The organism is Lonsdalea iberica, from assembly GCF_002111585.1.
Classification (GTDB): domain Bacteria; phylum Pseudomonadota; class Gammaproteobacteria; order Enterobacterales; family Enterobacteriaceae; genus Lonsdalea; species Lonsdalea iberica.
This window is the reverse complement of sequence record NZ_LUTP01000005.1, coordinates 58,091-82,926: the sequence shown is the minus strand read 5'-3', so window position 1 is coordinate 82,926 and position 24,836 is coordinate 58,091. Positions and strand designations below refer to the sequence as shown.

At 57.8% G+C, this 24,836-nt stretch carries 19 protein-coding genes and 1 pseudogene; 6 read left to right on the top strand and 14 right to left on the bottom strand.

All coding sequences use genetic code 11. The features are described 5' to 3' along the window. Positions 1–5: 5 nt before the first annotated feature. The gene (gene hrpA, locus AU511_RS03085; protein ID WP_094108731.1) at positions 6–3,893 is read right to left on the bottom strand and encodes an ATP-dependent RNA helicase HrpA; all 3,888 of its coding nucleotides are present in this window, start codon (positions 3,891–3,893) and stop codon (positions 6–8) included. Positions 3,894–4,146: 253 nt separating this feature from the next. On the opposite strand from hrpA, the gene AU511_RS03080 reads away from it, so the two are divergent. Beyond that, complete coding sequence (locus tag AU511_RS03080; RefSeq protein WP_094108730.1) at positions 4,147–4,752, top strand: FMN-dependent NADH-azoreductase; 606 nt, start codon at positions 4,147–4,149, stop codon at positions 4,750–4,752. A gap of 42 nt (positions 4,753–4,794) precedes the next feature. Here AU511_RS03080 and AU511_RS03075 read toward each other — a convergent pair whose 3' ends face one another. Further along, positions 4,795–5,028 carry a YnbE family lipoprotein gene (locus AU511_RS03075; protein ID WP_094099883.1) on the bottom strand — a complete coding sequence of 78 codons (234 nt, stop codon included), beginning with the start codon at positions 5,026–5,028 and terminating at the stop codon, positions 4,795–4,797. Positions 5,029–5,039: 11 nt separating this feature from the next. After that, positions 5,040–7,643 carry a YdbH family protein gene (locus AU511_RS03070; RefSeq protein WP_094108729.1) on the bottom strand — a complete coding sequence of 868 codons (2,604 nt, stop codon included), beginning with the start codon at positions 7,641–7,643 and terminating at the stop codon, positions 5,040–5,042. A gap of 334 nt (positions 7,644–7,977) precedes the next feature. Here AU511_RS03070 and AU511_RS03065 point away from each other — a divergent pair, with 334 nt between their 5' ends. Beyond that, positions 7,978–8,967 (top strand): 2-hydroxyacid dehydrogenase, encoded by a 990-nt coding sequence (locus AU511_RS03065; RefSeq protein WP_094108728.1) that lies wholly within the window; start codon positions 7,978–7,980, stop codon positions 8,965–8,967. A 16-nt stretch (positions 8,968–8,983) separates the two neighbouring features. On the opposite strand, the gene AU511_RS03060 is transcribed toward AU511_RS03065, so the two are convergent. Beyond that, the gene (locus AU511_RS03060; RefSeq protein ID WP_094108727.1) at positions 8,984–9,289 is read right to left on the bottom strand and encodes a putative hemolysin; all 306 of its coding nucleotides are present in this window, start codon (positions 9,287–9,289) and stop codon (positions 8,984–8,986) included. 294 nt (positions 9,290–9,583) lie between these two features. Here AU511_RS03060 and ttcA point away from each other — a divergent pair, with 294 nt between their 5' ends. Then, positions 9,584–10,522 carry a tRNA 2-thiocytidine(32) synthetase TtcA gene (gene ttcA, locus AU511_RS03055; RefSeq protein ID WP_094099878.1) on the top strand — a complete coding sequence of 313 codons (939 nt, stop codon included), beginning with the start codon at positions 9,584–9,586 and terminating at the stop codon, positions 10,520–10,522. Positions 10,523–10,838: 316 nt separating this feature from the next. On the opposite strand, the gene zntB is transcribed toward ttcA, so the two are convergent. Together zntB and AU511_RS03045 are read right to left on the bottom strand one after the other, a co-directional pair. Next, a complete protein-coding gene (gene zntB, locus AU511_RS03050; RefSeq protein ID WP_094099877.1) occupies positions 10,839–11,828 on the bottom strand; it encodes a zinc transporter ZntB in 990 nt (329 codons plus the stop codon). A gap of 95 nt (positions 11,829–11,923) precedes the next feature. Further along, positions 11,924–13,540: a peptide ABC transporter substrate-binding protein gene (locus tag AU511_RS03045; RefSeq protein WP_094108767.1), complete on the bottom strand. Its 1,617-nt coding sequence runs from the start codon at positions 13,538–13,540 to the stop codon at positions 11,924–11,926. A gap of 444 nt (positions 13,541–13,984) precedes the next feature. On the opposite strand from AU511_RS03045, the gene tpx reads away from it, so the two are divergent. Next, positions 13,985–14,488 (top strand): thiol peroxidase, encoded by a 504-nt coding sequence (gene tpx / locus AU511_RS03040; RefSeq protein ID WP_094099875.1) that lies wholly within the window; start codon positions 13,985–13,987, stop codon positions 14,486–14,488. A 54-nt stretch (positions 14,489–14,542) separates the two neighbouring features. Here the strand turns inward: tpx and AU511_RS03035 are convergent, their stop codons facing one another. Continuing rightward, a complete protein-coding gene (locus AU511_RS03035) occupies positions 14,543–16,000 on the bottom strand; it encodes an MFS transporter (protein ID WP_094108726.1) in 1,458 nt (485 codons plus the stop codon). 117 nt (positions 16,001–16,117) lie between these two features. Here AU511_RS03035 and AU511_RS03030 point away from each other — a divergent pair, with 117 nt between their 5' ends. After that, positions 16,118–16,996 (top strand): helix-turn-helix transcriptional regulator, encoded by an 879-nt coding sequence (locus AU511_RS03030; protein WP_094108725.1) that lies wholly within the window; start codon positions 16,118–16,120, stop codon positions 16,994–16,996. A 41-nt stretch (positions 16,997–17,037) separates the two neighbouring features. Beyond that, positions 17,038–17,574: a GNAT family N-acetyltransferase gene (locus AU511_RS03025; RefSeq protein WP_094108724.1), complete on the top strand. Its 537-nt coding sequence runs from the start codon at positions 17,038–17,040 to the stop codon at positions 17,572–17,574. Between the two features lie 168 nt (positions 17,575–17,742). On the opposite strand, the gene tyrR is transcribed toward AU511_RS03025, so the two are convergent. The 7 genes and pseudogenes from tyrR to pspA all read right to left on the bottom strand — a co-directional run bounded on the left by tyrR (position 17,743) and on the right by pspA (position 24,664). Then, on the bottom strand, positions 17,743–19,317 hold the full coding sequence (gene tyrR / locus AU511_RS03020; protein ID WP_094108723.1) for a transcriptional regulator TyrR: 1,575 nt from the start codon (positions 19,315–19,317) through the stop codon (positions 17,743–17,745). A gap of 100 nt (positions 19,318–19,417) precedes the next feature. Next, the gene (locus AU511_RS03015) at positions 19,418–20,659 is read right to left on the bottom strand and encodes an MFS transporter (protein ID WP_167371989.1); all 1,242 of its coding nucleotides are present in this window, start codon (positions 20,657–20,659) and stop codon (positions 19,418–19,420) included. Positions 20,660–20,760: 101 nt separating this feature from the next. Next, positions 20,761–21,801, bottom strand: a complete 1,041-nt coding sequence (locus tag AU511_RS03010; protein WP_094108721.1) for a YcjF family protein — start codon at positions 21,799–21,801, stop codon at positions 20,761–20,763. Next, a pseudogene (locus AU511_RS03005) lies at positions 21,798–23,194 on the bottom strand (YcjX family GTP-binding protein). The gene AU511_RS03010 and the pseudogene AU511_RS03005 overlap by 4 nt, the downstream one beginning before the upstream one ends. Positions 23,195–23,349: 155 nt before the next feature. Next, positions 23,350–23,706: an envelope stress response membrane protein PspC gene (gene pspC, locus AU511_RS03000; RefSeq protein ID WP_094099868.1), complete on the bottom strand. Its 357-nt coding sequence runs from the start codon at positions 23,704–23,706 to the stop codon at positions 23,350–23,352. Further along, positions 23,706–23,933 (bottom strand): envelope stress response membrane protein PspB, encoded by a 228-nt coding sequence (pspB, locus tag AU511_RS02995; protein WP_094099867.1) that lies wholly within the window; start codon positions 23,931–23,933, stop codon positions 23,706–23,708. The genes pspC and pspB overlap by 1 nt, the downstream gene beginning before the upstream one ends. A gap of 65 nt (positions 23,934–23,998) precedes the next feature. Further along, the gene (gene pspA / locus AU511_RS02990) at positions 23,999–24,664 is read right to left on the bottom strand and encodes a phage shock protein PspA (RefSeq protein ID WP_094099866.1); all 666 of its coding nucleotides are present in this window, start codon (positions 24,662–24,664) and stop codon (positions 23,999–24,001) included. Positions 24,665–24,836: the final 172 nt, after the last annotated feature.

Here is a 24,836-nt window from a genome sequence, read left to right as displayed (position 1 = left end):
TCGCGTTATTCCGCCACCTGCGCCATCGCCTGGAGCACGCGCTTATCGGAGATCGGATAAGGCGTACCCAGCTGCTGAGCGAAGTAACTGACCCGCAGTTCCTCGATCATCCAGCGAATGGCTTTGACCTGCTCCTCTTCCTGCCGCTCGGGCGGCAGCTTGTTCAACCACTGCTGCCATGCCTGACGCACCTGCTCCACCTTCAACATCTGCGCGCGGTCGCGGTGGACGTCCTGGGCCAGCTTATCCAACCGCCGTTCGATCGCGTTCAAGTAACGCAGGACATCCGGCAGACGCTGCCAACCGCTTTCCGTGACGAAGCCGCGGAACACCAGACCGCTCATCTGGCTTTTGATATCGCTCAAGCCCAGCGCCATCGCCATGTCCACCCGCCCTTTCAGACGTTTGTTGATGGCGAAGACCGCAGTGAGGATTTTCTCCACCTGACTGGCGATGTCGACCACCGTATCGTTCAACTCTGCGCGGACTTTATCGTGCAGACGCTGATAACCCTCTTCAGTCCACACCGGGCCGCCGGCCTCGGCGATCAGTTTGTCCACGCCGCAGGCGATGCAGTCGTCAATCAAGTCCAGCACTTTGCCGTAAGGATTGAAGTACAATCCCAGCTTCGCCTTGTTCGGCAGCTTTTCATGCAGGTATTTGATCGGCGATGGGATATTCAGCAACAGCAATCGACGCAGCCCTTTCCACATGGTTTGCTGCTGCTCATGCGGCGTGTCGAATAATCGGATCGCCACGCTGTCCTTCTCATCCACCAGCGCCGGATAAGCTTTGACCGCATAGCCGCCGCGTTTCTGTTCATAGCGGGTCGGTAGATCGCCGAAACTCCATATATGTAAATCGTTCTGTTCGATACCGTCGTCCGCCACGGCGGACAGCGTCTCCTGCACTTTCTCTTTGAGCTGCTCTTTCAGCGCGCTCAGGGATTTTCCCTCACGCAACGGGCGATTTTTTTCATCGATAACGCGAAATGTCATCTGCAAATGCTCAGGCACTTGCTCCCAGTGCCACTCTTCCCGAGGAAGGGTGACGCCGGTCATCAGACGCAGTTCACGCTCCAGCGCATCCAACAACCCGCGTTCCAGCGGTTTGGCGCGCGCCAGGAAGGCTTCGGCATAGTTTGGCGCAGGCACAAAGCTGCGACGAATCGGCTTGGGCAGCGATTTTATGAGCGCGATCACCAGATCGCGACGCACGCCTGGGATCTGCCATTCAAAACCTTCGTCCTGCACCTGATTGAGGATCGGCAGCGGAATATGCACGGTAACGCCGTCGGCGTCGGCGCCCGGCTCGAACTGATAGCTCAGTTTCAGTTTGAGGTTGCCCTGCTGCCAGACGTTTGGATAGTCCAACGCGCTGATGCTGCCCGCGCCATCTTTGATCAGCATGGTTTTTTCGAAGTTGAGCAGATCGGGATTTTCCTTCTCCGCCTGTTTCCACCAGGCGTCGAAATGCCGCGAAGACACCACATCGTGCGGCAGCCGCTGGTCGTAAAAAGCAAACAGCGTTTCATCGTCCACCAAAATGTCGCGGCGGCGGGATTTGTTTTCCAGATCTTCAACCTCGGCCATCAGTTTCAGATTGGCGCGGAAAAACGCATGGCGGGTGCGCCAGTCGCCCTCGACCAACGCATGGCGGATGAACAACTCCCGCGAGACCACGGGATCGATCGGCCCGTAGTTGACCTTACGCGCGGTGACGATAGGCAGACCGTACAACGTCACTTTTTCCTGCGCGATCACCGCGCCCTGGGCTTTTTCCCAGTGCGGATCGCTGTAGCTGCGTTTAATCAGATGCTGTGCCAGCGGCTCCACCCACTCCGGCTCGATACGTGCGGCAATGCGCCCCCACAGACGGCTGGTTTCCACCAGCTCGGCGACCATCGTCCATTTAGGCGGTTTCTTGAACAGACCTGAGGCGGGGAAAATGGAGAAGCGCATATTGCGCGCACCGCTGAACTCCGGCTTCTCTACGTCTTTCTGACCAATATGAGACAGCAGTCCGGTTAACAGCGCGCAGTGTAGGCTGAGGTAGTCCGCAGGTTCGCTATTGACCGGCAGCCCCAGCGTTTTCACCGCCTGACGCAGCTGGGTGTAGATATCCTGCCATTCACGCACGCGCAAATAGTTGAGGAAGTCGGTGCGGCACTGGCGGCGGAACTGGCTCGACGAGAGCGCTTTCTGCTGCTCCTGCAAATAGTTCCACAGGTTGACGAAGGCCATGAAGTCGGAGTCTTTGTCAGCGAAACGACGGTGTTTTTCGTCCGATGCCTGCTTTTTGTCTAGCGGCCGTTCGCGCGGATCCTGAATGGACAGCGCGGCGGTCACGATCATCACTTCACGTACGCAGCGTGTCTTCTGCGCCTCCAGCACCATGCGCGCCAATCGGGGATCGATAGGCAACTGTGCCAGTTGTCGACCCAGCGGAGACAGTCGATAGTGACCGTTGTCCGCCGTCTGGATCGCGCCCAGCTCTTCCAGCAGCCGCACGCCGTCCTGTATATGACGACTGTCCGGGGCCTCAACGAACGGAAATGCGCCAATGTCGCCCAGACCGAGCGACGTCATCTGCAAAATCACGGAGGCCAAATTGGTGCGCAGAATTTCCGGATCGGTAAACTCTGGGCGCGACAGAAAGTCCTGCTCCGAATAAAGGCGGATACATACCCCTGCCGCAACGCGTCCGCAGCGCCCTTTACGCTGGTTGGCGGATGCCTGAGAAATCGCTTCAATCGGCAGGCGCTGCACCTTGGTTCGGTAGCTATAACGGCTGATCCGCGCCGTGCCGGGATCGATCACATAGCGAATTCCCGGCACCGTCAACGAGGTTTCGGCGACGTTGGTGGACAGTACGATACGCCTGCCGTGATGGGACTGAAAAACACGATTTTGCTCCTGATGGGACAGGCGGGCATACAGTGGCAATATCTCGGTATTCGGCAGATCGCGTCGCGTCAGCGCATCCGCCGTATCGCGAATTTCACGCTCGCCGCTGAGGAAGATCAGGATATCGCCCGGACCTTCGTGACTCAGTTCGTCCACCGCGTCAAAAATGGCCTGCAACTGATCGCGGTCGCTGTCCTCCGCCTCTTCCACCACCGGCCGGTAGCGCACGTCCACCGGAAAGGTGCGGCCGGAAACTTCGACGATAGGCGCATGGTTAAAGTGACGAGAAAAACGCTGCGGGTCGATCGTCGCCGAGGTGATGATGACTTTCAGATCGGGCCGCTTAGGCAGTAGCTGGCGCAGATAGCCGAGGATAAAGTCGATATTAAGGCTACGTTCATGCGCCTCATCGATGATGATGGTATCGTACTGCATTAACAGCCGATCTTGCTGAATTTCCGCCAGCAAGATCCCGTCCGTCATCAGTTTGACCAGCGTGTTGTCGCCAACCTGATCGTTAAAACGCACCTTGTAACCCACCGTGCCGCCAACCGGGTTTTCCAGTTCGGCGGCGATACGATCCGCCACCGTACGCGCCGCCAAACGACGCGGCTGAGTGTGCCCGATCAAGCCCGTCACGCCACGACCCAGCTCCAGACACATTTTCGGCAGCTGCGTTGTTTTCCCCGAACCGGTCTCCCCAGCCACAATCACCACCTGATGGTCGCGAATCGCCTTCATAATGGCGTCTTTTTTCTGGCTGACCGGCAGCGCGTCGGGATAGCGGATAGCCGGCAGCGAGGCGCGACGATTTTCCACCCGCTGGCGGGCCGTCTCCATATCGGCTTCGATTTCGCTGGCGATGGCCGCTTGAGCTTCAGGATTTTTCACCTTCAGGGCGCCCTGAACCCGGCGACGCAGCCGCTGCTGGTCGCGCAGCATTAACGCATTGATGTGGGGATAAAATGCGGTGAGCTGTGATTTCACGGTTGGTTCCTTAAATACGTCTGGCAGACGTGGCGAAGAGACTGGCCGCCACGCTTAGATTTGGCGGCGGCATGGTATCACATTGACGCCGCAGGCTATAACCTGCCACCCCGCCAAATTGTTCAATTAAATCAAACGAGGTTCTCGAAATATTACCCTATCGCGTCTATGCTAGACTGCTTATAAGGAAACTCATCAGCGACTGACGCCGCGTTGACTCCACCCTCTAACTCTCCAAGACAAGGAACAGGCAATGAAGAAAGTACTCGTGCTGAAATCAAGCATTCTGGCGGACTACTCCCAGTCTAGCCAAATGGCTGACCATTTTGTTGCTGAGTGGCAGGCGACACACCCCGGTGACACCATCACCCTTCGTGATTTGGCGGCGAAGCCGCTGCCCGTGCTGGACGGTGAACTGGTCGCGGCTTTTGGTCCTTCAGAAACGCCGCTGACGCCGCGTCAACAGGAAGCGCTAACCTTATCTGATACGCTGATCGACGAACTTCTGTCCCATGATCTCATTGTGATCAGCTCGCCGATGTACAACTTCAACATTTCGACGCAGTTGAAAAACTACATCGACTTCATCGTCCGCGCGGGCGTGACCTTTCGTTACACCGAGCAAGGCCCTGAAGGTCTGGTGGAAGGCAAACACGCGCTGGTGCTGACCAGCCGCGGCGGCATACATAAAGACACCCCGCGCGATCTGGTCGCGCCTTATTTGAAGCTGATATTGGGCTTTATCGGCATCACCGCCGTCGAATTCGTATTTGCAGAAGGCATGGGCTACGGCCCGGAAATCGCTCAGAAATCGTTGCAGGACGCAAAGGCCCAGCTCACTCAACTGGCCAACGTGTAAGCTCTCTCTCTTCCCTCGTTCGTGCTAAGTGCTTTGGATCTACTACTCTTTCTGCGCGCCCGACGGCGCGCTTTCTTTTATCTGTTCCGCAACGTCGGTATCCGACTTTTCCAACAACTGCGTGGCCTCATGGTCCGCCTTGATGTGAATATCGTGATCGATCTTCACATTCATGTTGATGGTAATAGGCGTCTCCGGCGCGGTCACTTCAATACGCGGCGTACAACCGATCAAAAAAAGAGCGGCCAGCCATAAAACGGCTCGTCTGTCATGCATCGTGTGGTTCCTTATTGGATTGACCGCTGCTCCAGCGCGTTCTGTATCGTGTCGCCCCAGCGTAGGCTACGCCATAGCTGGAACAGATTCTCCTGATGACGATAGTTCAGATCGACCTGCTGTCGCGCATCTCGCGGCGAATTATGACCGCTGATAAAGGACTTCATCAACAGTTCCCCTTGATTGCTCAGTTGTAGCGTCGCAGTGGAATGGTCAATTTCCAGATAGCGCAGCCAGCGCACCAGCGCCGCACTCACTAAATTGCTCTGCGCCACTTCATCCGCGAGATCCTTATCCAGCCTTAGCGTCAACGCGCCGTCGTTGGTCACGCGGCCGTTCTGCACCAGCATCGTGGGATGATTGAAATTGATCGGCAACACGCCGCTCACGCGGCCGGATAACGCCACCTTGTTCACCTTAATCGCGGTCATAAGTTCACTGGTTTCAATCCCATCCATCCTCAACAGCGCCGCGTCGCGCTGTGGGAAACGCAGCGGCGTCAGCGACACCTTACCCCGCAATAGCGCCATTTCTACCCCAGCCAGCGTGAGCGGGTGTCGATCGCTGTAGGGATAAGCGCCGAACACATCCGCACGGATGTTTTGCATCCGAAGTCCGCTGTTCAGTTCGGCGATCCGCAACGAGACCGGTCTCGAAATGCCCAGTTGCCAACGCGAATCGGCATAGCGGTAAGGCAGAACGAAGTCCACTCCGCTGACGTCGCCGTCGTTGAGCCAGGCGCTGCCATTTTTAACCACCCAGTGACCGCCGACGCGAAAACCCTGTATGCGGGCCGCAGAAAACGCACCCTGTCCGTAAAACTGCCCGCGGCGCAGTTTGATTTTCCAGTCCGGCGGCAGCAGAGGCTGGAAGACGTGCAGCGATTGCGGCGGCCACCAGCCGCTGCCGCGCAGGCGCTCGCCGTCCCAGCGCCCAATCAGTTTGACCGGCCCGATCTCCTTAGCCTGCAACGCGCCGCGCCACAGGAAATGGTTGGGATGTTCGCCCTGGACCTGAACGTTCAGCTCGGCGGGCGGTAGTGCGCCGGCGCCGCTGAATGCGATACGGTCAGCCACTAACCGGAACGCGCCCGCGAATGCATCCTGTGTCTGATCACGCTGCCATCGCAGCGACTGCACCAACGTCAACCGGGGTTGGGCGACGGTCATCCCGCCGTAACGCAGTTGGTTTAACCCGCTGGATAATGTGCTGACTTCCAGCAATGCGTCCTCCCAGCGCCCGCGCCCGGCGATGTCCCATTGCCCCTGCAATGGCGGCAACTGTCCTTTTCCCCAGTAGCGCCAATTCCACACGCCGTTGTCCGGCCAAAAACGCTCCGCTTTGCCGTCCATGTGCAGATTGAATCGTCCCCAGTAGGCGTCGTTGGCTTTGACAATCGCCTGCAGTCGTCCGCTCACGCCATGCGTGTTGACCACGATCCCGGCCAGCGGCCAGCGCGCATCTTCCAGCGTCAGGCCAGGCTGGGGCTGTCCCCAGGCGCGAAGCAGAGAACCGGGCAGTAAGACTAGATCGGGATCCAGCAACGCGCCACGCAGCACGCCCGGCAGCGTGGCTGAAAAGGACAGATTCGCCAGATTAGCCTGTCCGGCCAGTTGGATACGCAGATCGCTGTCGCTCAGGCCGAGCGAACCTGGCCCCAACGTCAACACTGCGTTGGCCCGGCCATTGTGGCCCTGCGTTAACATATTGACGCGCGCCTCGATCTGGGGCAGCCCGTGGATCTGACGCCAGTCGCGCAGCGCCAGCGAGAGTCCGCCCGAAACCGGCTGCGCGCTGTACGGCCACGTCCAGCGCCCCCCGCTCACGGTGATGGCATCCGCGCTGACGTGCCACGGCAGGCTTAATAACGGTTGGGCGTCCGCCTCTTTCGCCACCCTCAGCTCTCCTTGAGAATCCTGCCAATCAAGCGTCGCCTGAACCGCCTCAGGTAAATCGAACGGCAGTCGGCCTGCCAGCAAATGTCCCTTTTCCGGGAGGCTAGTCAGCGAATCTGAAAGCTGCGCTTCGCCTTCAATCCATAGCGGCGGGCGATCGGGCAGCGCGGTCAACTCCGCACGTCGCAGCGTCAATGTCTGGCCGATGAGGTCGGCCTGCAGCTTCAGACGTGCGTTATCGATGTTCAGTGATTGCTTCCCGTCACGGGAGGTCAGATGCAGCGCGCTGACGTCATCTAGCCAAGGCGTCAGCGTGATGCGGTCAATGATCACTTCACCCACGGGCAGACGCCGCTCCCATTCCGACAGGCTGGTTGACGTCTCTGAGGCCGAATCCGCGCTTTTCGGCCACTGCGCGAGGCAGCTTCCATCCAGCGCCACGCTGGCGACATGAATACGCCAGCCGCCATCCTGTCGCGTTAGACGGCCGTTATCGACGGTAAGCAGATGACATTGAGAGAGTTGTAGGGAGACCCCCGGCACAGTCAGTCCGCCTTGTTGCCAGGAGGGCCGCTCGCCCAGCGTCACCGTCACGCCGGGGGGCGCCAGGAAGGTCAGCAGGCGAGGCAGCCAGAGCGGAATCGTCAGCCAGCTTATCAGCATCACCAGCGCGATAGCGCCCAGCCCGAGGCCCACGCGGGGTAGAAAGTGTTTATTCATTCGCCATCATTATGCATATCAGTCTTTGGTGAGCACGGCGTTGAATTCCACGCCATGCGAGGTTGAGCGCATCGATAACAGTAGCAGCATTCCGCTCTTCAACGACTTCCGCGGTGAAAAACAGCCAACATTCATCGGCCTGCATAATAGTACCCTGATGTGACAGATACCACCTTTCACGCCGGCAGCCGGATAGCGGTAGGCTCTTTATACGCGTCGAACGCCTCGGGATGCTGATAAACGCTATCGCAACGGGAACGGAGGTTTTGACGGTGGCCCCCATCACGATCACTGTTTTATGCTAGCCTAACCTAAAATGGCGGGGTATCCGACAATGAAACTAGCTGTCTACAGCACCAAACAGTATGACCGAAAATATTTGGATCGGGTCAATCAGGACTATGGCTACCCGGTAGAGTACTACGACTTCATGCTCAGTCCGCAGACGGTGAAAACCGCTGAGGGATTCGATGCCGTCTGTATTTTCGTCAACGACGACGGCGGGCGCGAAGTGCTGACCGAACTGGCCGCGCTCGGCGTCAAGATCGTGGCGTTACGTTGCGCGGGTTTCAATAACGTCGATCTCGATGCCGCCAAAGCGCTGGGGATCGCCGTGGTCTATGTACCGGCCTACTCGCCCGAAGCCGTAGCGGAGCATACCGTCGGCATGATGATGAGCCTGAACCGGCGGATTCACCGCGCCTATCAACGCACCCGCGATGCCAACTTTTCACTGGAAGGGCTGATCGGTTTCAACATGCATCGGCGAACGGCGGGAGTCATCGGTACGGGAAAAATCGGGGTGGCGACGCTGCGCATCCTGAAGGGATTCGGCATGCGGCTGCTGGCGTTCGACCCTTACCCGAATCCGCAGGCGAAAGAGTTAGGGGCGGAGTATGTCGATCTGAAAACACTGTACGCGGAATCGGACGTAATCTCGCTGCACTGCCCCATTACGCCTGAGAATCATCATCTTCTCAACGAGGCCGCATTTGCTCAGATGAAGGACGGGGTGATGATCATCAACACAAGCCGTGGCGGACTGATTGATTCGCAGGCCGCAACCGAAGCCCTAAAACAGCAAAAAATCGGCGCGCTGGGACTGGATGTGTATGAAAACGAACGCACGCTGTTCTTTACCGACAACTCGAACGACGTCATTCAGGACGACGTTTTCCGTCGGCTTTCCGCTTGCCACAACGTGCTCTTCACGGGGCATCAGGCGTTTCTGACGGAGGAAGCGCTGACCAGCATTGCGGGCACCACGCTGCAAAGTCTGCGTCAGATTAGCCTTGGCGAGGACAGCCCGTTCGCGCTGACCTAACGCCGCTGCCGTTAGGCTAGCGGAATTCACCGGCCAGGCAGGAGCCATCTTCGAGCGACTGGGCGTCGCAGCGACGTCCGTTGGTCAGCAGGCAGGTGCCCACGCTGGCGCCGTTCAGTTGACGAGCCAGCCCTATTCTACCGCCAGCCAGCGTACAGGATGCGGCGGCCGAATCCTTACCCTGCCAGGCCGTCATTTCCTGAGCGGACAACCTGACGGCATCCGCCGGCACGACCGCATTCTCTTCCGCCGCTTTTTCACTGCTGCCGCATCCAACTAGCACCAGCACCCACGCTGCCAACATCCCCTGCCGCAGTTTCATGTCCCGCCCTCATCGCCCAATTAGTCCCAATCCTATTTACCACAGTTTATTGCGTGATAGCAGACCGGCAAGCCGTTAGCCGTGAAAGATTTTTTCAAAATGCAACAAATGGCGAAAAAAGCATAGCTAACTGGCCGTTCGCCCCGTTTACATGCCGGGAAAATCGCCGACTGGCGTTGATGCAAAAGGATGGCAACAATGAGATAGCGATTGTGGCGACGCTTGATGATAAACTTGCCCGCCAAAAGCTTTATGCCCTAACCCTGCTTAAACCTGAACGTGAGCCACAGTGAAATGTCAGAAATTCAATCGGTGACGCCCAAACAGCAGTACAACCTGAATAAACTCCAGAAGCGCTTGCGCCGCAACGTGGGCGAGGCCATCGCCGCGTTCAATATGATAGAAGACGGCGACCGTATCATGGTGTGCCTCTCCGGCGGCAAAGACAGCTACACCATGCTGGAGATATTGCGCAACCTTCAGCAAAGCGCGCCGATCCAGTTCTCTCTAGTCGCCGTCAATCTTGATCAGAAACAGCCGGGGTTCCCGGAGCACGTGCTGCCGGAGTATCTCGACAGCCTGGGCGTTGAGTACAAAATTGTTGAAGAGAACACCTACGGGATCGTCAAGGAGAAGATCCCCGAGGGTAAAACCACCTGTTCGCTCTGCTCGCGCCTGCGCCGCGGCATTTTGTACCGCACCGCCACCGAACTCGGGGCCACTAAAATTGCGCTCGGCCACCATCGCGACGACATATTGCAGACGCTGTTCCTGAATATGTTTTACGGCGGCAAGCTCAAGGGTATGCCGCCCAAACTGATGAGCGACGACGGTAAACACGTGGTGATCCGTCCGTTGGCCTTCTGTCGGGAAAAAGATATCGAGCGCTTCGCCGAGGCGAAACACTTCCCGATCATCCCCTGCAATCTGTGTGGTTCACAGCCCAACCTACAGCGTCAGGTGATTAAAGATCTGTTGCGCGACTGGGATAAGCGCTATCCGGGACGCATCGAAACCATGTTCACCGCCATACAGAACGTCGTGCCGTCCCATCTGGCCGACGAAACGCTGTTCGACTTCAAATCTATTACCCACAACAGCGACGTGGTGGACGGCGGCGATCTGGCGTTCGATCGGGAGACACTCCCGCTACAGCCGCTGGGCTGGCAGCCCGAGGAGGATGAGATGGCGCCTCCCGCCGCTCAGCGGTTGGATGTCGTCGAAGTTAAATAAGGGCGAGAACACGTCTGAAGCGGCCGGTCTCTGTACCGGCCGTTGTTGTTTTTAGCGCGGGGCGTGGCGATACAGGTGAAAAAAAAGCCGGCATAACAGTGCCGGCTTGGTGTGAATTAAGTGTGCTATGCAGTAATTCAAAAAAGGAAGTAAGACAATATGGAGCGCAACGTCCATCGCTTGACGTTGCATTCACCTGCAGCCGGAATCTTGCCGTAGGCGCCGTCCTGGAATGTTGATGTCGCTCAAAGTTGTCCGATTTTTTTGAGTATCGGGCGACAATATCGCATTTCCTCAGTTGAAAATTTAGCTTGCCTTACATCCATTTACTTCGCTTTAACCACCACGCTACCATTAGCACCATGAAGACCAACATCATGCAGAAAGAGATAAAGCCGATTGAACTGCCTGAGCCTGGGATGCCCCCCAGATTGACGCCGAACAGCCCCGTAAGAAAGGTCGTCGGTAGAAATAGCATCGCGAGCACTGACATATTATACGTTCGCCGGTTCATCGACTCCGCCATCAGGGTATTGATCTCATCCGCAATGACCGCGGTACGGGCGATGCTGCCGTCCAGGTCTTCCAACCCTCGCCCCAACCGTTCGGCAATCTCCTGCATCCGCCGACGGTCATCATCCTGCAGCCAGAACAGCTTCTCTCCCGAAAGGCGAGAGAAAATATCGCGCTGCGGCGTCATGTAGCGACGCAGGACAATCAGCTGTTTGCGGATCAGCGATAGCTCGCCGCGCGCGGGCATCGCCTGTTCCAGCAGCGCATCTTCCAGATCGATAATTCGTTCGTGAAGCTGGTCGATGAACTCGCTGGTATCGTCCGTCAGCGCCTCGGCGATGGAGACCAGCCAGCTGCTGCTATCCGTCGGCCCGTTGCCCTCTTTCAAATCGCTCATCACGGCATCAATGGCCGCCACTTTGCGGCGGCGCGTTGAGACAATCAGTTTATCCGTGATGTAGATGCGCAGCGCCACCAGCTCATCCGGCCGCGCGTCTCCATTATAATTGATGCTGCGAAGCGTTATTAGCGTGCCTTCTCCCAGCCGACTGACGCGGGGCCGTGCGCTTTCGCCTGACAGCGCATCGCGCACCGTATCCGGCAACAGCCGGGTTTCTTGCAGCCAGCGACTGCTTTCAGGATGAGTGGAGTCCAGGTGCAGCCAGCAAGGCTGCGTGTTGTTGACGATATCATCATCATTGATGGGAACGACGCCGCCTTTTCCATCCAGCTGATAAGAAAATACGGCGCCCGTGCGCTGCAATGCGGTCCCATTAATCACGTCTGCTTCCACTCGGTATCTCCCATTGACTCCCCTTAATCACTATCTTAGCGCTTCCGACCATAACGGCAACGACTCCGTGGCGGCCGGGCGCGGCGCGCGCATGATCAGTGTTTGATGATATAGAGCATATGGCTGTAAGCCGTATCTTCAGGGTTATTGATGGGATAGCCCTTCACCCAAGGTTTGATCAAGCGGGCGTTGGTGTACTGGTAAATGGGCGCAATCGGCGCTTCATTCATGAGAATTCGCTCGGCCTGATTGTACTCCTGATTCAACCTCTGACTGTCGGTCTGCCCGCCGGTGTCTTTCATCAGCCGGTCGAACTCCGCATTGTTGAAGCGCGAGATATTGCCGCTGTGCTGCGTGGTCAGTAGCGACAAAAACGTCGAGGGTTCGTTGTAGTCGCCGACCCAAGAAGCGCGCACAACGTCGAAATTACCGCTGTTGCGGTTGTCGATGTAGGTTTTCCACTCTTGATTGACCAGTTTAACGTCGACTCCCAGCGTTTTTTTCCACATGGAGGCGACGGCGATAGCCACCTGTTTATTGGTTTCCTGCGTGTTATATAACAGGGACAACGTCAATGGGTTGTCCGGACCGTATCCGGCCGCGCCCATGAGCGCCCTGGCCTGCGCATTCAGTTCGGCCTGCGAGTACTGCTCCAACTCGCTTTGTTCCGGCGCAAATCCACTGGTCACGTCCGGCGTCAGCCGGTAGGCCGGTTTCTCGCCTGTTCCCAAGACCTTCTGGGCAATCACCTGTCGGTCAATCGCAAACGACAACGCCTTGCGCACCCGCTGGTCGCTGGTCGGCGCTCTTTGCGTGTTGAAAGCGTAGTAATAGGTACCCAATTGCGGAGGCGTATACACCTCACCCGGCAGCGTCTTCAGCAGTTTTTGATACTGGTTTTTTGGAAACGATTCGGTGATGTCGATATCGCCGGCCAGATAGCGCTTGGTGGCGTTAGACTCCTGGCTAATCGGCAGATAGGTGACTTTACGCAGGACCGTGCGAGCATGATCCCAGTAGTGCTCGTTCGGCGTCAGCACCAGCTTCTCATTGACCACGCGTTCGTCCAGCTTGAACGCCCCGTTGCCCACCAGATGGCCGGGGCGAGTCCAGTCAGCACCGTACTTTTCAACCGTGGTTTGATGAACCGGAAACAGGCTGAAGTTCGCCATCAAATTAACGAAATACGGCACAGGCCGACTCAACATCACCTTCAGCGTATGGTCATCCATCGCGACGACGCCCAGTTGGTCGGGAGGCAATTTACCCGCCAGAATTTCGTCGGCGTTGATGATCCCGGCCAGACTCGCGAACCAGCTGAAGGAGGAGGTGTTGGCCGGCGTGACCAGGCGACGCCAGCTATAGACAAAGTCTTTAGCCGTGACCGGATCGCCGTTAGACCAGCGTGCGTTATCACGCAGGATAAACGTAAACGTGCGGTTGTCGCTGGTCTGCCAGCGCTCAGCGACGCCGGGTATGGGATTACCATGTTCATCCTGATTCACCAGCCCTTCGAACAGATCGCGTATCACCGGAATTTCAGGCAAACCGACGGCTTTGATCGGGTCTAGAGAGGCGGGTTCATCCTTGATATGGCGGACTAACTCCTGTCGGGCGTCCAGCGCGGTGCCGGCGGGAACCTGCGCGGCGTTGACGGCGCCGGTCAGCGTCGCCAGCAGTCCGACGCAAAGAGCGGAATAGCGAAATGGCATCATGGGTTCATTCCTTAAAATAGCTGCGGCGCGGGCCGCAAAAAAACCGGCCCCAATAACTTATAAAATCGGTCATTCAGCGCTGAGGTCAAAAATTTTTCCAACACGGTATTTTCTCTACGGATACCTCTGAAAAAACGACATAAATCCCCCCTGTCGGGCGATGCATTATCATAGCCTGTAATCAGACGTTGCCTATCGGAATGACGCCAAATCCAAACATGCGTCGACAGGGTGCGTGCGACGTTGTCGCATGTACCGCATGTAGACCGAGGGGAAACAGGATACCGAGCTAAAAGTCCGTTATCCCAGTGAGGGTTAGGTTAAAACGTGACTAAACCGAGACTTAGGTCGAATTAAGTCGACTTACTTTTTTATACCAATGTTGATAATGTTGCCCTACACTGAATGCCTTGTTAACCACCTGTAATAAAGGACGCAACGATGTCAAAGAATGTACACTTCCAAGGTCAACCGCTACCGGTTTCCGGCGAATTCCCCGCTGTAGGCAGCAAGGCCAAGGCTTTCTCACTGGTGGCAAAAGACCTTTCTGATGTTCCGCTGAGCCATTACGCGGGCAAACGTAAAATCCTGAATATTTTCCCGAGCATTGATACTGGCGTTTGCGCGACCTCCGTGCGCAAATTCAACCAGCTGGCCTCTGAACTGAGCAACACCGTCGTACTGTGCATCTCCGCCGATCTGCCTTTCGCTCAGGCGCGTTTCTGCGGCGCTGAAGGGCTGAACAACGTGGACGTGCTGTCCACGCTGCGTGGCGCCGAGTTCAAAGAAAACTACGGCGTTGCTATCGCCGATGGCGGTCTGAAGGGATTAACGGCGCGCGCCGTCGTCGTGCTGGATGAAAATGACGTTGTGCTGCACAGCGAACTGGTCGACGAAATCTCGACAGAACCGAACTACGATAAGGCGCTGGCTTCCCTGAAATAAACGGAATCCCCTGCCGCAGCATCCCGGCCGAGCTCGCCGGGGTGCTGCTCGCCCTTACTCGCCCACAGCCAGAATTTCCCCCTCTCCCCGATTCGTTTCGGACCGCCTGTTCCGTCGATGCATCCAGCATGCCCCAACCACCAGCAGCAACATCACGCCCCACTCCACGCCCAACGAGGCGATCAGCGCAATGTCGTGGCGTCCCTGAAACCTATGCAGCAGATGAACCAGCACCGAGCCTAAAACGATGGGGCCCATACCCATCGCCGTTTGCTGCAAGGTAGACAACAGCGCGCCGCCCGACCCCGCATGAGACAGCGGCACATCGGACAAAAAGATGCGATAAAAGCTGCTGACGATGAACGCCTGACCAAACCCGACCAGACAGGTTGCGGGCAATAGCGTCCACAATGTTGGCGCAGGCCAAACCCATGCCAGCGTGGCCATGAGCAGCAACAGGCCGCTCATCTGGATAGCACTGCCGATAATCAGGGTGGGAATATTGCCCAGGCGTTCCGTAATCCGGCTGCTGAGCAACGAGGAGATAAAATAAGCCATTCCCAATCCGATAAAGCTGTTGCCGGACGCCGACGGCGAAAATCCCGCGCCAGATTGCAGGACATAGGCGACGATGAACATAAAGCCGCTCCAGCTGGAGAAGAACAGCAGCGCGATGGCGCAACCAAAACGAACGCTCGGCAGCCGGAACAGCGCGGGAGGCAGTAAAGGCTCCTGCTGACGTCGCTCTTGACGTCGTTCAACCCACCACAACAGCGGAAACAGGCCAAAGCTCGCCGCCAGCGCCGCGACACAGATCAAGGGCCAGTGCCATAGCGGCCCCAAAGCCAAGGGAAACAGCAGGCACGACAAGGCTAGCGCCAGCAATACGGTGCCGGGAAGATCGATCGCTTTGCGCTTATCGCTACGGGTGTTCGGTACCCAAAACGGCGCGCACATCAGAATGAGCAGACAGAACGGCAAATTCACCAGAAAGGCGCAGCGCCAGCCGTAGCCACCGATATCCAGCTTCAGCAGGGTTCCGCCCAGCACCTGTCCGATGATGAAGGCCAGTCCACCGATGGCGCTGTACAGCCCCAGCGTCCGGGCATGCCGCCGTCCGCTCAGGCAGACATGTATCGTCGCCAGGATTTGCGGTACGGCCAGCGCGGCGCCAAGCCCTTGCAGCGTCCTCGCAAACAGCAGTAGCCAGACGGACTGCGCAATACCGCATAACAGCGAGGCCACGCCGAACACGGCTACACCCGCCATAAAGATCCGCCTCCGCCCGAGGTTGTCGCCCAGACGTCCGCCCATCGCCAACGCGACGGCAAACGCCACCCCGTAAACCGCGACAATCAGCTCGAGTTCGGCCGGACTCGCGGAGAGCGAATGGGTGATGGATTCCAGCGCGACGTTGACGATGGAAAAATCAATCATCGGCAGGAGTTGACCGGCCAGTAATACCAGCAGACCGATACGACTCAAACCCTGTAATGGTGAACGTTGCTTCATTGTGTATGCCCATTGTATTCATAATCCACGAGCGCTAGCATCGTGGTTTATGAAAACGAGTACCAGTCCTTGATTATCCTGGTATAAATTCCACCCGTCTGGCGCGGAGTCCTTGATATGTCAGCACTAACGACGGCCCCCCTCGCCGACAGTACCGAACAAAACCGCAGGCTCACGCTGGGAAAATTCCTGCGCACGCGCAGAGAGAGCCTGGATCCGGAGCGGTTGGGGCTGTCTACCCCACGTAAGCGGCGTACGCCGGGGCTGCGTCGCGAAGATGTCGCCCTGCTGGCGGATGTCGGTATCACTTGGTACACCTGGCTGGAACAGGGACGCCCTATTAAATCGTCCGTGAAAACGCTGCTGGCGATCGCCAAAGCGCTACAGTTTAACGAGGTAGAGACCCGACACCTGTTCATGCTGGCAGAACTGCCCTTTTCACCGGCGGTGCGCGCCAGTTGCGAGAAAATCAGCGAAGATAGCCAGACAATTCTGGACCAGCTCAATCCTTATCCCGCTGTCATCGTCAACGCCCGCTTCAGTATTCTGGGCTTCAATCAGTCCTGGTGCCGGCTGCTCAATATCGATCTGAATCAGATCCCGCACGAAGATCGTAACTGCATCTATCTGGCTTTCACGCACCCTGACTGGCAGAAAGGATTAGCGGACTTACAGGAATTTCTTCCCAACATGGTCGCCATGTTTCGAGCGCGGCTGGTGGAACACAGCGGAGAGCCGCTATGGGAAACGCTGTTGCAACGCTGCCTGAACGAATCAGAGCTGTTTCGGCAACTTTGGCATCAGCGCTATGAAATTCAGGGCGTGATAAACAAGGTGAAACGTTTTCAGCATCCGCTGTTGGGCGTCCTTTCTCTGCGGCAGATCAACTGGTGGACGGCCAGCCATAACGGCGATCGCATGCTGGTCTATATGCCCGCAGAGGCGCAGGATCAACAGAGGCTGGAAAAATTGGCTCGGCTGGATTTTCCCGTCTGAGCACACAGATCGCGCCCTATCGAATAGCAGGAGAATGCACAATGTTTCCGTTAGTCACGCCACGTTTTTTTATCCGTCCTTTCACCCCTGACGATATCCCGCAGATCGCCGAGGCGGTTCGCGAGTCCAGGGATACCGTCGGGCGCTGGCTGTCGTGGTGCAACGAAGAGTACAACGTCCCGGAGATTTCACACTGGGTCGCACAGAGCGCGTTGCGGATTAAGGAAGGCATGGCATTTGACCTTGGCATCATTGAACAAAGCGCCGGGCGGCTGATGGGCTCCGTCGGCATCAACAGCATTCATTCCGGCTATCAGATGGGGAACATCGGCTATTGGGTGCGTCAGTCCGAACAGGGGCAGCAGGTCGCTCTTGAAGCCGTCAAGGCGATTACCGCCTTCGGTTTCGACCAGTTGGGCCTGACCCGACTGGAGATCATCGCGGCTGAACACAACCTGCCAAGCCGCCGCATCGCAGAAAAAGCCGGCGCGCGTTTCGAAGGCATTGCTTACAACCGTCTGGTCATCCACGGCCACCCCACCGACGCCGCCATGTATTCGCTGATCCCCGCCCGTTGATGCGCGGGAAAGAGACGCGCAGTCTCTGCCCGCCGACATCTCACCGATGAAAAAGAGTACTGGATTCAGGTCGCCGCGCAGCCGAAAAGGGGCGCGGTGTTGGCTGATGCCGATGTGTCACGGAAAAGGCAAGCGGCGAGCTGTCCGGACATGCCGTCAAATAGCACTTCAGGAGGAAGACTCTTCGTCGCCCGGCGTCTTACGTGCGCTCAGCCCATACTCGCGCAGCTTGTTGGCGATAGCCGTGTGGGATACACCCAGGCGTTTTGCCAGCTTACGCGTGCTGGGATAGCTCTGGTAAAGGCGAGTCAGAACGGAGCGTTCGAACCGTTTGGTGATGTCATCCAGTGAGCCTTCCAGCAGCGTCTCGCTGTGCGCCAGCGCGGAGGAGAACGCGGGTAAATCGATATCCTCCAGAGTCAGCGCGTCGCCGTCCAACTGGGTCAACGCCCGGTAAATAATATTTTTCAACTGCCGCACATTGCCCGGCCAGCCATATTGGGGCAGAAGTTGCCGCACTTCGGGGGCTATGCGCGGATGACGCATACCCTGCTCGTCCGCAAAACGCGCGACGAACAGTTCGACCAGCGGCATGACGTCTTCCGGGCACGCCCGTAGAGGCGGAAGTTCCAGCGTCAACACGTTCAGGCGGTAATAAAGATCTTCCCGAAACTGGCCTCGCTGCACCAGTTCCAGCAGGTTCTTCTGCGTAGCGCAAATCACCCGCACGTCGACGTGCAGCTCGTGCTCCTCCCCCACCCGTCGAAACGTCCCATCGTTGAGGAAACGCAGCAGTTTGGTTTGCATTTGGGGCGACATTTCGCCGACTTCATCCAGCAGCACCGACCCGCCATTCGCCTGCTCAAAAAAGCCTTTTTTACCTTCCAGCGCGTTCGGATAGGCGCCCGGCGCGTGGCCGTAAAGCTCGCTTTCCATCACATCGTCCGGCAGCGCCGCGCAGTTAAGGGCCAAAAACGGCTGTCCGGAGCGGTGGCTACGCAGATGACAGGCGCGTGCTAGCATGTCTTTACCGGTGCCGGTTTCGCCGACGATCAGCAGCGGCGCATCCAACGGCGCCAGCTTGCGCGCCCGCTCCATCACCTGACGCATCGCCGGACTGACGGCCACGACGGTGTCGAAAACCCGGTCGTCGTTCGCAGGCAGGTTTTGTAACTGATGCCCCATCCTTGCTGTGGATTTAAGCATCACCAGCGCCCCCGATGCGACCCTTTCCCCACCGTCATCGCCCAGGTAGACTGGCGTGACCTCTAGCAGGAAGTCCCGTCCGCGAACCGCCACCCGCTCCGTTTCCGGTTTGGCGCCCTGCTCCAGCCAGCGGTTGAAAGCATAGCGACCGATTAGCTGGCTAATGTTTAACTGAGGCACTTTTTCCGCCGTCTGCCCAAACAGCGTCAGCGCCGCCGCGTTCATCATTTCGACGTGGCCTTTCAGATCAACCGAAAACACGGCCTCGGGCATAGATTCCAGCAGCGCTTTCAATGCTCGATGCTCACGTTCGGACGGCAAGAACGCCACCGTACGAACATCGCTGACGCCTTTCGTCCGCCTGATGTCCGCCATCAACGCCTGAAAATCCTCGACGCGAAGCGAATCAACATGGAGATAAATTCGTCCGGCGGCGGCAATTTCGATACCGCGCAGATCGATGTTGCGCAGCACCAGCAGATCCAACAGTTCACGGGTCAGGCCCATACGGTCTTTACAAAAAACTTCCAGACGCATCAACGTACCTTCTTCATCAGGCGTGCGGGGGGGACGAAAATCGAATGATACCCTATTCGCCATCATCGGATGAAGTAGAGTGTCAGCAAAAGTTGACACTCTACTCTGGCCTGGCGTTTTCTGGCGGCGGCGCATCGCGCTGCTTCATCAGACCGATAGCCACCCCCATCGCCAGCATCAGGATAGAGAGTGCGGAAAGCAGCAGGAAGCTGACGGCCCAGTTGCCGAACAGCGTATGAAGCCCGCCGGTCACCAGCGGTCCGACCGACGCCAGAGAATACCCCACGCCCTGCACAGCAGAAGAGAAACGTCGGTTCTCATCCAGATCGCGGGCGTTTTCCATAATCAGCATGAAAATAGCGGTGAAGCCGCCGCCCTGCGCGATGCCGCTGGCCAACGACCAAAAAGGCCATTGATGCGGCCAGTAATACATCCCCGCTGGCGTCAGCAACCAGAAGACACCGACGATCGCCAGCAATAATGCCCGCGGTACGCGCCACAATGAGGCCACCATCGGTACGCCGAACGAACCGATTAGCGCCGTGATTTGGAAGACCGAGGCGATAAGACCGGCCTCCGCAAGGCTCATTCCCGCTTCCTGCGTCAAGTAGGCAGGCAACCAGGCGGTCATGCCGTAGTAAATGAAAAGGTGAACGGTAAAGGCCGTCACCAGATACCACAAAATTGGCTGGCGCCAGAACGTGAGCGGCGGCAACGGCGACAGGCTCATCTGAACCTTGAGCGGGACAGGGCCGCCGCTCTCCGGCTGGCGCGCGCCGCGTTTGCGCTGAATCACGCGTCCCCAGACCGCCATCGCTACTATCGCCAGCAGGCACCAGATCCCCAGCGCAACCCGCCAGCCAAACAGCAGCGCCAGCGGCGCGGTCAGCGCGGAGGTCAACATGGTGCCGACATTAATGGCCGCCGTGTAAAGTCCAGTGGCCATGTTGCGCCGCTGATGAAAGTCCCGGGCGATGACCATCAGGCAGACGATATTGCCGACGGTCAGGGACGCGCCGATCGTCAACGTCCCCACCAGCGCCATCGTGACGCCGCCCATGGGTCGCAGCAGCGTCCCCAACGTCGCGCCTATCAAGGACGCCATAATCGCCCTCTCGATGCCGATGCGGGAGATTAGTAGCGAAGCCAGCGGCGTAAGCAAGCCGAAGCACAGCACGGGGATTGTGGTTAGCAGCCCAGCGAGGGTCACGTTGATGTGGAGATCCGCGCGAATTTGGTCGATAACCGGCGCAATCGCGGTCAGGGGGCTGCGCAGATTGAGCGCGAGGGCAAGCAAAGCGAATAGGATTAGAAGCGGCAACCGCAGTCGGTTATTACGCATAGTGGCATCACATGAAATGGCGAACGGTCTGGTGTCATCGTGCATGCAATATACGCTTTTCCCTTTCTGCGATCACCTTACGCGGACCGGGCTTTGACGAATTATTTTTTGTCGGCGAGCGTGGATTTCAGCTGGCCGATCAGCTCGCGTCGGAAATCGCCCAGGCGCGGCTTATCGTCCAACCACGGCAGCGGACGACACAACTCCATCGCCTTGATGCCGAGACGCGCGGTCAGAAGCCCGGCCCCCAGCCCTTGGGCGACGCGCGCGGACAGACGGGCTGCGAGATCCTGCGACATCCAATCCATTCCGATTTCACGCACCAGCTCGGATGCGCCGGCGAAAGCGACATTGAGCAGCACCAGACGAAACAGGCGAATACGGCTGAAATAGCCCAGTTCAATGCCGTACAGCGCGGCGATCCGATTGACCAGCCTCAGATTACGCCAGGCAATGAAAGCCATATCCACCAACGCCAGCGGACTCACGGCGACCATCAGGGCGGATTCAGCTGCATATCGGCTAATTTCGCGCCGCGCCTGAACGTCTAGCACCGGCTGCACCAGTTCCGCGTACAGCGCCACCACTTCCCGGTCGTTGTGGGTTTCATGTAGCGAAGCAAGCCAGCGCTGCATCGCCGGGTGTCCGTGGTCCAGTCCGGCCTGCCGCGCCAGTTGTTCGCAAAATTCACGCCCCGCGCCCATCCCGTGGCTGTGCAACAACTCGGCGGCGCGATCGCGCGCCTCCGCTCGCTGGCGCAGGCGATATAGCCGACGCCACTCCATCGCCAACGAGCCGACACCCGCGCCGACAATCAGCGTTCCGGCGGCGATACCGCCGAGAGAAATCCAGTCCTGATTCAGCCACGCATGGTGAAGCGACTGTATGCCCTGAGCGACGGCGCTGGCGCCAAACAGTGCGACGCCGGCCATCGCCATACGTCGCCACAGGCTGCGGCGTGGACGCAACGCGCCGCTCACGGCCGCCTCCGCCACGCCTTCTTCCCGCTCGTTTTCCGTCACCGTAGGGGTGAATTGATGAGCGTTCTCACCGTCGAAAGTCACGTTGGGGCGCAGCGTGGGCGGCATGTCCATCGGCGGTGCCTCTTCGAACTTCATTCGCGGTTTCAGCGGTTCCGTCATCGCAGTTTGTCCCCCAGTAAATAGTCCATCACCGTATCCAGACGTATATGCGGCAGCGGTGTATCAATGCTCATTTCCGGCGGCCGAAAGGCATCGAAATGGAACCCTTGCTCGCGCCAAAACGCCGGTCCAGGAAGACGTGACGGCACTTCGCCGGGATAAACCGTCAGCGGCTCCCCATCGCTGAGCCGATGGCCTTTCAACGCGGGGATTTTCTGACCTTGGTGGTCGATCAGACCGCTCTGCGTCGCCTGTACCGAGGCGATACCGGCACACTCCATGCTGATGCCTTCGAAGGCCGCGTTTTGCCAGGCGTCCTGCACCAACTGCTGCAACAGCGACACCAGATTGGCATGCTGGTCGGTGGTAATGTGGTCCGCCTTGGTCGCGGCAAACATCAGCTTGTCGATACAGGGAGAGAACAGACGGCGAAACAGCGTCCGTTTGCCGTAATGAAAGCTCTGCATCAGCTGCGTCAGCGCCAGACGCATATCGTTGAAAGCCTGAACGCCGCTGTTCAACGGCTGCAGGCAGTCCACCAGCACAATCTGACGGTCAAAACGCACGAAGTGCTGCTTATAAAACCCTTTCACCACGTGCTGGCAGTAGTACTCAAAACGCTGACGCAACATGCCGATATTGGTTGATGCGTCAGCCTGCGCCAGCGCAGACTCCTGCCCGTCGCGGCTCCGCGGCCAAGGGAAAAATTGCAATACCGGCGCGCGGCCAGATCGCCGGGCAATACCAATCGGCCCGGCTGAATAAAGTGCAAGCCTTCCCGTTTGCAACGCAGCAGATAATCCGTGTAGGCCTGCGCCACCGCCGCCAGTTGGTTTTCATCCGCAGGCGCTAACGGATCCAGCTGTTCGCACAGCGACAGCCAGGGCTGCGCCCACGTGCGCCGTTCGCCCTGAAGCAGTCCGCTCATCTGATGGGACCAGTCCAAATAACGCTGCTCCAACATCGGCAGGTCCAACAGCCACTCCCCCGGATAGTCGACGATTTCCAAATACAGCGTGGAGTTATCTTTGAAATGCCGCAGCAGCGAGTCGTTGGAGCGGTAGCGCAGCGCCAGTCTTATCTCGCTGACGCCGCGCGTCGGCGTCGGCCAGTCGGGCGGCTCGCCGTACAGCGCGGCCAGGCCTTCGTCGTAGGCGAAGCGCGGTACGCCTAAATCACGCTGCGGGATGCGTCGCGCACCCAGCAAACGATTTTCGCGCACGGGCGAGAACAGCGGCAGACGCGCGCCGTTATGCACCGACAACAGTTGATTGACCAGCGCCGTGATGAACGCGGTTTTTCCGCTGCGGCTCAGACCGGTGACGGCCAGACGCAGATGACGATCGACGCCGCGATTCACCAGCGCGCCGATGTCTTGCTGTAGTCGATTCAGGGGATTTGCCATGACGCTCCTTTCCCTGTGTGTCGTTTCTGAGGGTGATGGTAGATAAACGCTATTATGGTGCCCGATGGCGAAATGCGAAAGCGCACGTATCGGGAGCATTGACAGCCACGGCGTCAGCGTAGGCTTGACCGTGGCGGATAGGATTACATCTGGCGGAACTGACTACGCACGCCGTAAGTTTCTGACGTGATGTATCGTTCGATATCACGCAGACGGCGCTCGCTTTCCACCAGCTGCGCGTCCGCCTGATCCAACAGTTGGTTGGGAGACGCGTCCGGCGTACCGTAGGCGCCGTCCGGCGCCGGCTCCAGAATAAAGCACAGCGCGATGTACGCCACCACGGTAAAGAAGAACAGGCCGAAGAAGATCGACAGTACGGCAATCAGGCGGATCAGCTTCACCGGTACGTCGAAATAGTGGGCCAGTCCGGCGCAAACGCCTTTGAACATGCCCTCTTCCGGCATGAGATACAGCTTGTTAAAACTCCGGTTCAGTCTCATCAGGATTGCCTCCAGTTCGGATGTTTCGCATCCAGAATCTCTTCCAGCGTTTCAATACGTTCGCGCATACGCTGCGCGTCTTGCGTCAATGTGTGCAGTCGCTGCATATCCGCCGTCCCCAACTGAGCACGGTTTTTTCGCTGACTATAATGCAGCCAAAGCCAAAGCGGAGCGACGAATAGCAGAAAAATGGTCAGCGGTATCATCGTCAGAACCAGGGTGCCCATTTTCTCTCCTTAAATAATCATGATGCGTATCTCAGGCTGCCGCCGACGGCGACAGCCCGTAGCGGTTACTCCGCAGGTTTTACTTTAGCTTTTAACGCCGCCAACTGCGCGTCGATTTCATCGTTCGCTTTCAACTCGGTGAACTGCTGATCCAGCGTTTTCTGCTTGCCCAAACCGACGCTTTCACCTTCGGCTTCGATAGAGTCGATCCGGCGTTCAAACTGCTCGAAACGCGCTAGCGCCTCATCCAGTTTTCCGCTATCCAACTGACGGCGGATATCGCGCGAGGAGCTGGCAGCCTGATGACGCAGCGTCAGTGCCTTCTGGCGCGCGCGGGTTTCGGTCAGTTTATTTTCCAGCTCGCCGATTTCACGCTTCATGCGTTCCAGCGTTTCATCGACGTTCTCTGCTTCCTGCTCCAGCAGCGCGATCAGATCGGTCAGCTTTTGCTTCTCAATCAGGGCGGCGCGGGCCAGATCTTCTTTATCTTTACGCAGCGCCAGCTCTGCTTTTTCCTGCCATTCCGTCTGTTGGGCATGAGCCTGAGTGATACGGCGCGCCAGCTGTTTTTTCTCCGCCAGCGCTCGCGCTGAGGTGGAGCGCACTTCGACCAGCGTGTCTTCCATTTCCTGAATCATGAGCCGAACCAGCTTCTGGGGATCTTCTGCCTTGTCCAGCAAGGAGGTGATGTTGGCGTTAACGATGTCGGCGAAACGAGAAAAAATACCCATAGTGTTATCCTCTTAATAATTTCCGGCGTTTTAGCACGCCCATTAGATCCGCCCCGGCGTATCGGGTCACGTTCTCTCCTTAAGCTGTTTCAATATCCGTGCCAATGTCGTAAACATGAATATTTAACTGAATTTAAAAGCATTATTGTTTTTTACGGAACGACGCACGACT

Coding starts and splice junctions, on each gene's coding strand:
- ttcA (WP_094099878.1), top strand. CDS start 9,584: ATGTCAGAAATTCAATCGGTGACGCCCAAACAGCAGTACAACCTGAAT.
- AU511_RS03030 (WP_094108725.1), top strand. CDS start 16,118: ATGTCAGCACTAACGACGGCCCCCCTCGCCGACAGTACCGAACAAAAC.
- pspA (WP_094099866.1), bottom strand. CDS start 24,664: ATGGGTATTTTTTCTCGTTTCGCCGACATCGTTAACGCCAACATCACC.
- pspC (WP_094099868.1), bottom strand. CDS start 23,706: ATGAGACTGAACCGGAGTTTTAACAAGCTGTATCTCATGCCGGAAGAG.
- AU511_RS03015 (WP_167371989.1), bottom strand. CDS start 20,659: ATGCGTAATAACCGACTGCGGTTGCCGCTTCTAATCCTATTCGCTTTG.
- AU511_RS03065 (WP_094108728.1), top strand. CDS start 7,978: ATGAAACTAGCTGTCTACAGCACCAAACAGTATGACCGAAAATATTTG.
- AU511_RS03025 (WP_094108724.1), top strand. CDS start 17,038: ATGTTTCCGTTAGTCACGCCACGTTTTTTTATCCGTCCTTTCACCCCT.
- tpx (WP_094099875.1), top strand. CDS start 13,985: ATGTCAAAGAATGTACACTTCCAAGGTCAACCGCTACCGGTTTCCGGC.
- AU511_RS03060 (WP_094108727.1), bottom strand. CDS start 9,289: ATGAAACTGCGGCAGGGGATGTTGGCAGCGTGGGTGCTGGTGCTAGTT.
- AU511_RS03045 (WP_094108767.1), bottom strand. CDS start 13,540: ATGCCATTTCGCTATTCCGCTCTTTGCGTCGGACTGCTGGCGACGCTG.
- tyrR (WP_094108723.1), bottom strand. CDS start 19,317: ATGCGTCTGGAAGTTTTTTGTAAAGACCGTATGGGCCTGACCCGTGAA.
- AU511_RS03010 (WP_094108721.1), bottom strand. CDS start 21,801: ATGACGGAACCGCTGAAACCGCGAATGAAGTTCGAAGAGGCACCGCCG.
- AU511_RS03035 (WP_094108726.1), bottom strand. CDS start 16,000: ATGAAGCAACGTTCACCATTACAGGGTTTGAGTCGTATCGGTCTGCTG.
- AU511_RS03070 (WP_094108729.1), bottom strand. CDS start 7,643: ATGAATAAACACTTTCTACCCCGCGTGGGCCTCGGGCTGGGCGCTATC.
- pspB (WP_094099867.1), bottom strand. CDS start 23,933: ATGGGCACCCTGGTTCTGACGATGATACCGCTGACCATTTTTCTGCTA.
- AU511_RS03075 (WP_094099883.1), bottom strand. CDS start 5,028: ATGCATGACAGACGAGCCGTTTTATGGCTGGCCGCTCTTTTTTTGATC.
- AU511_RS03080 (WP_094108730.1), top strand. CDS start 4,147: ATGAAGAAAGTACTCGTGCTGAAATCAAGCATTCTGGCGGACTACTCC.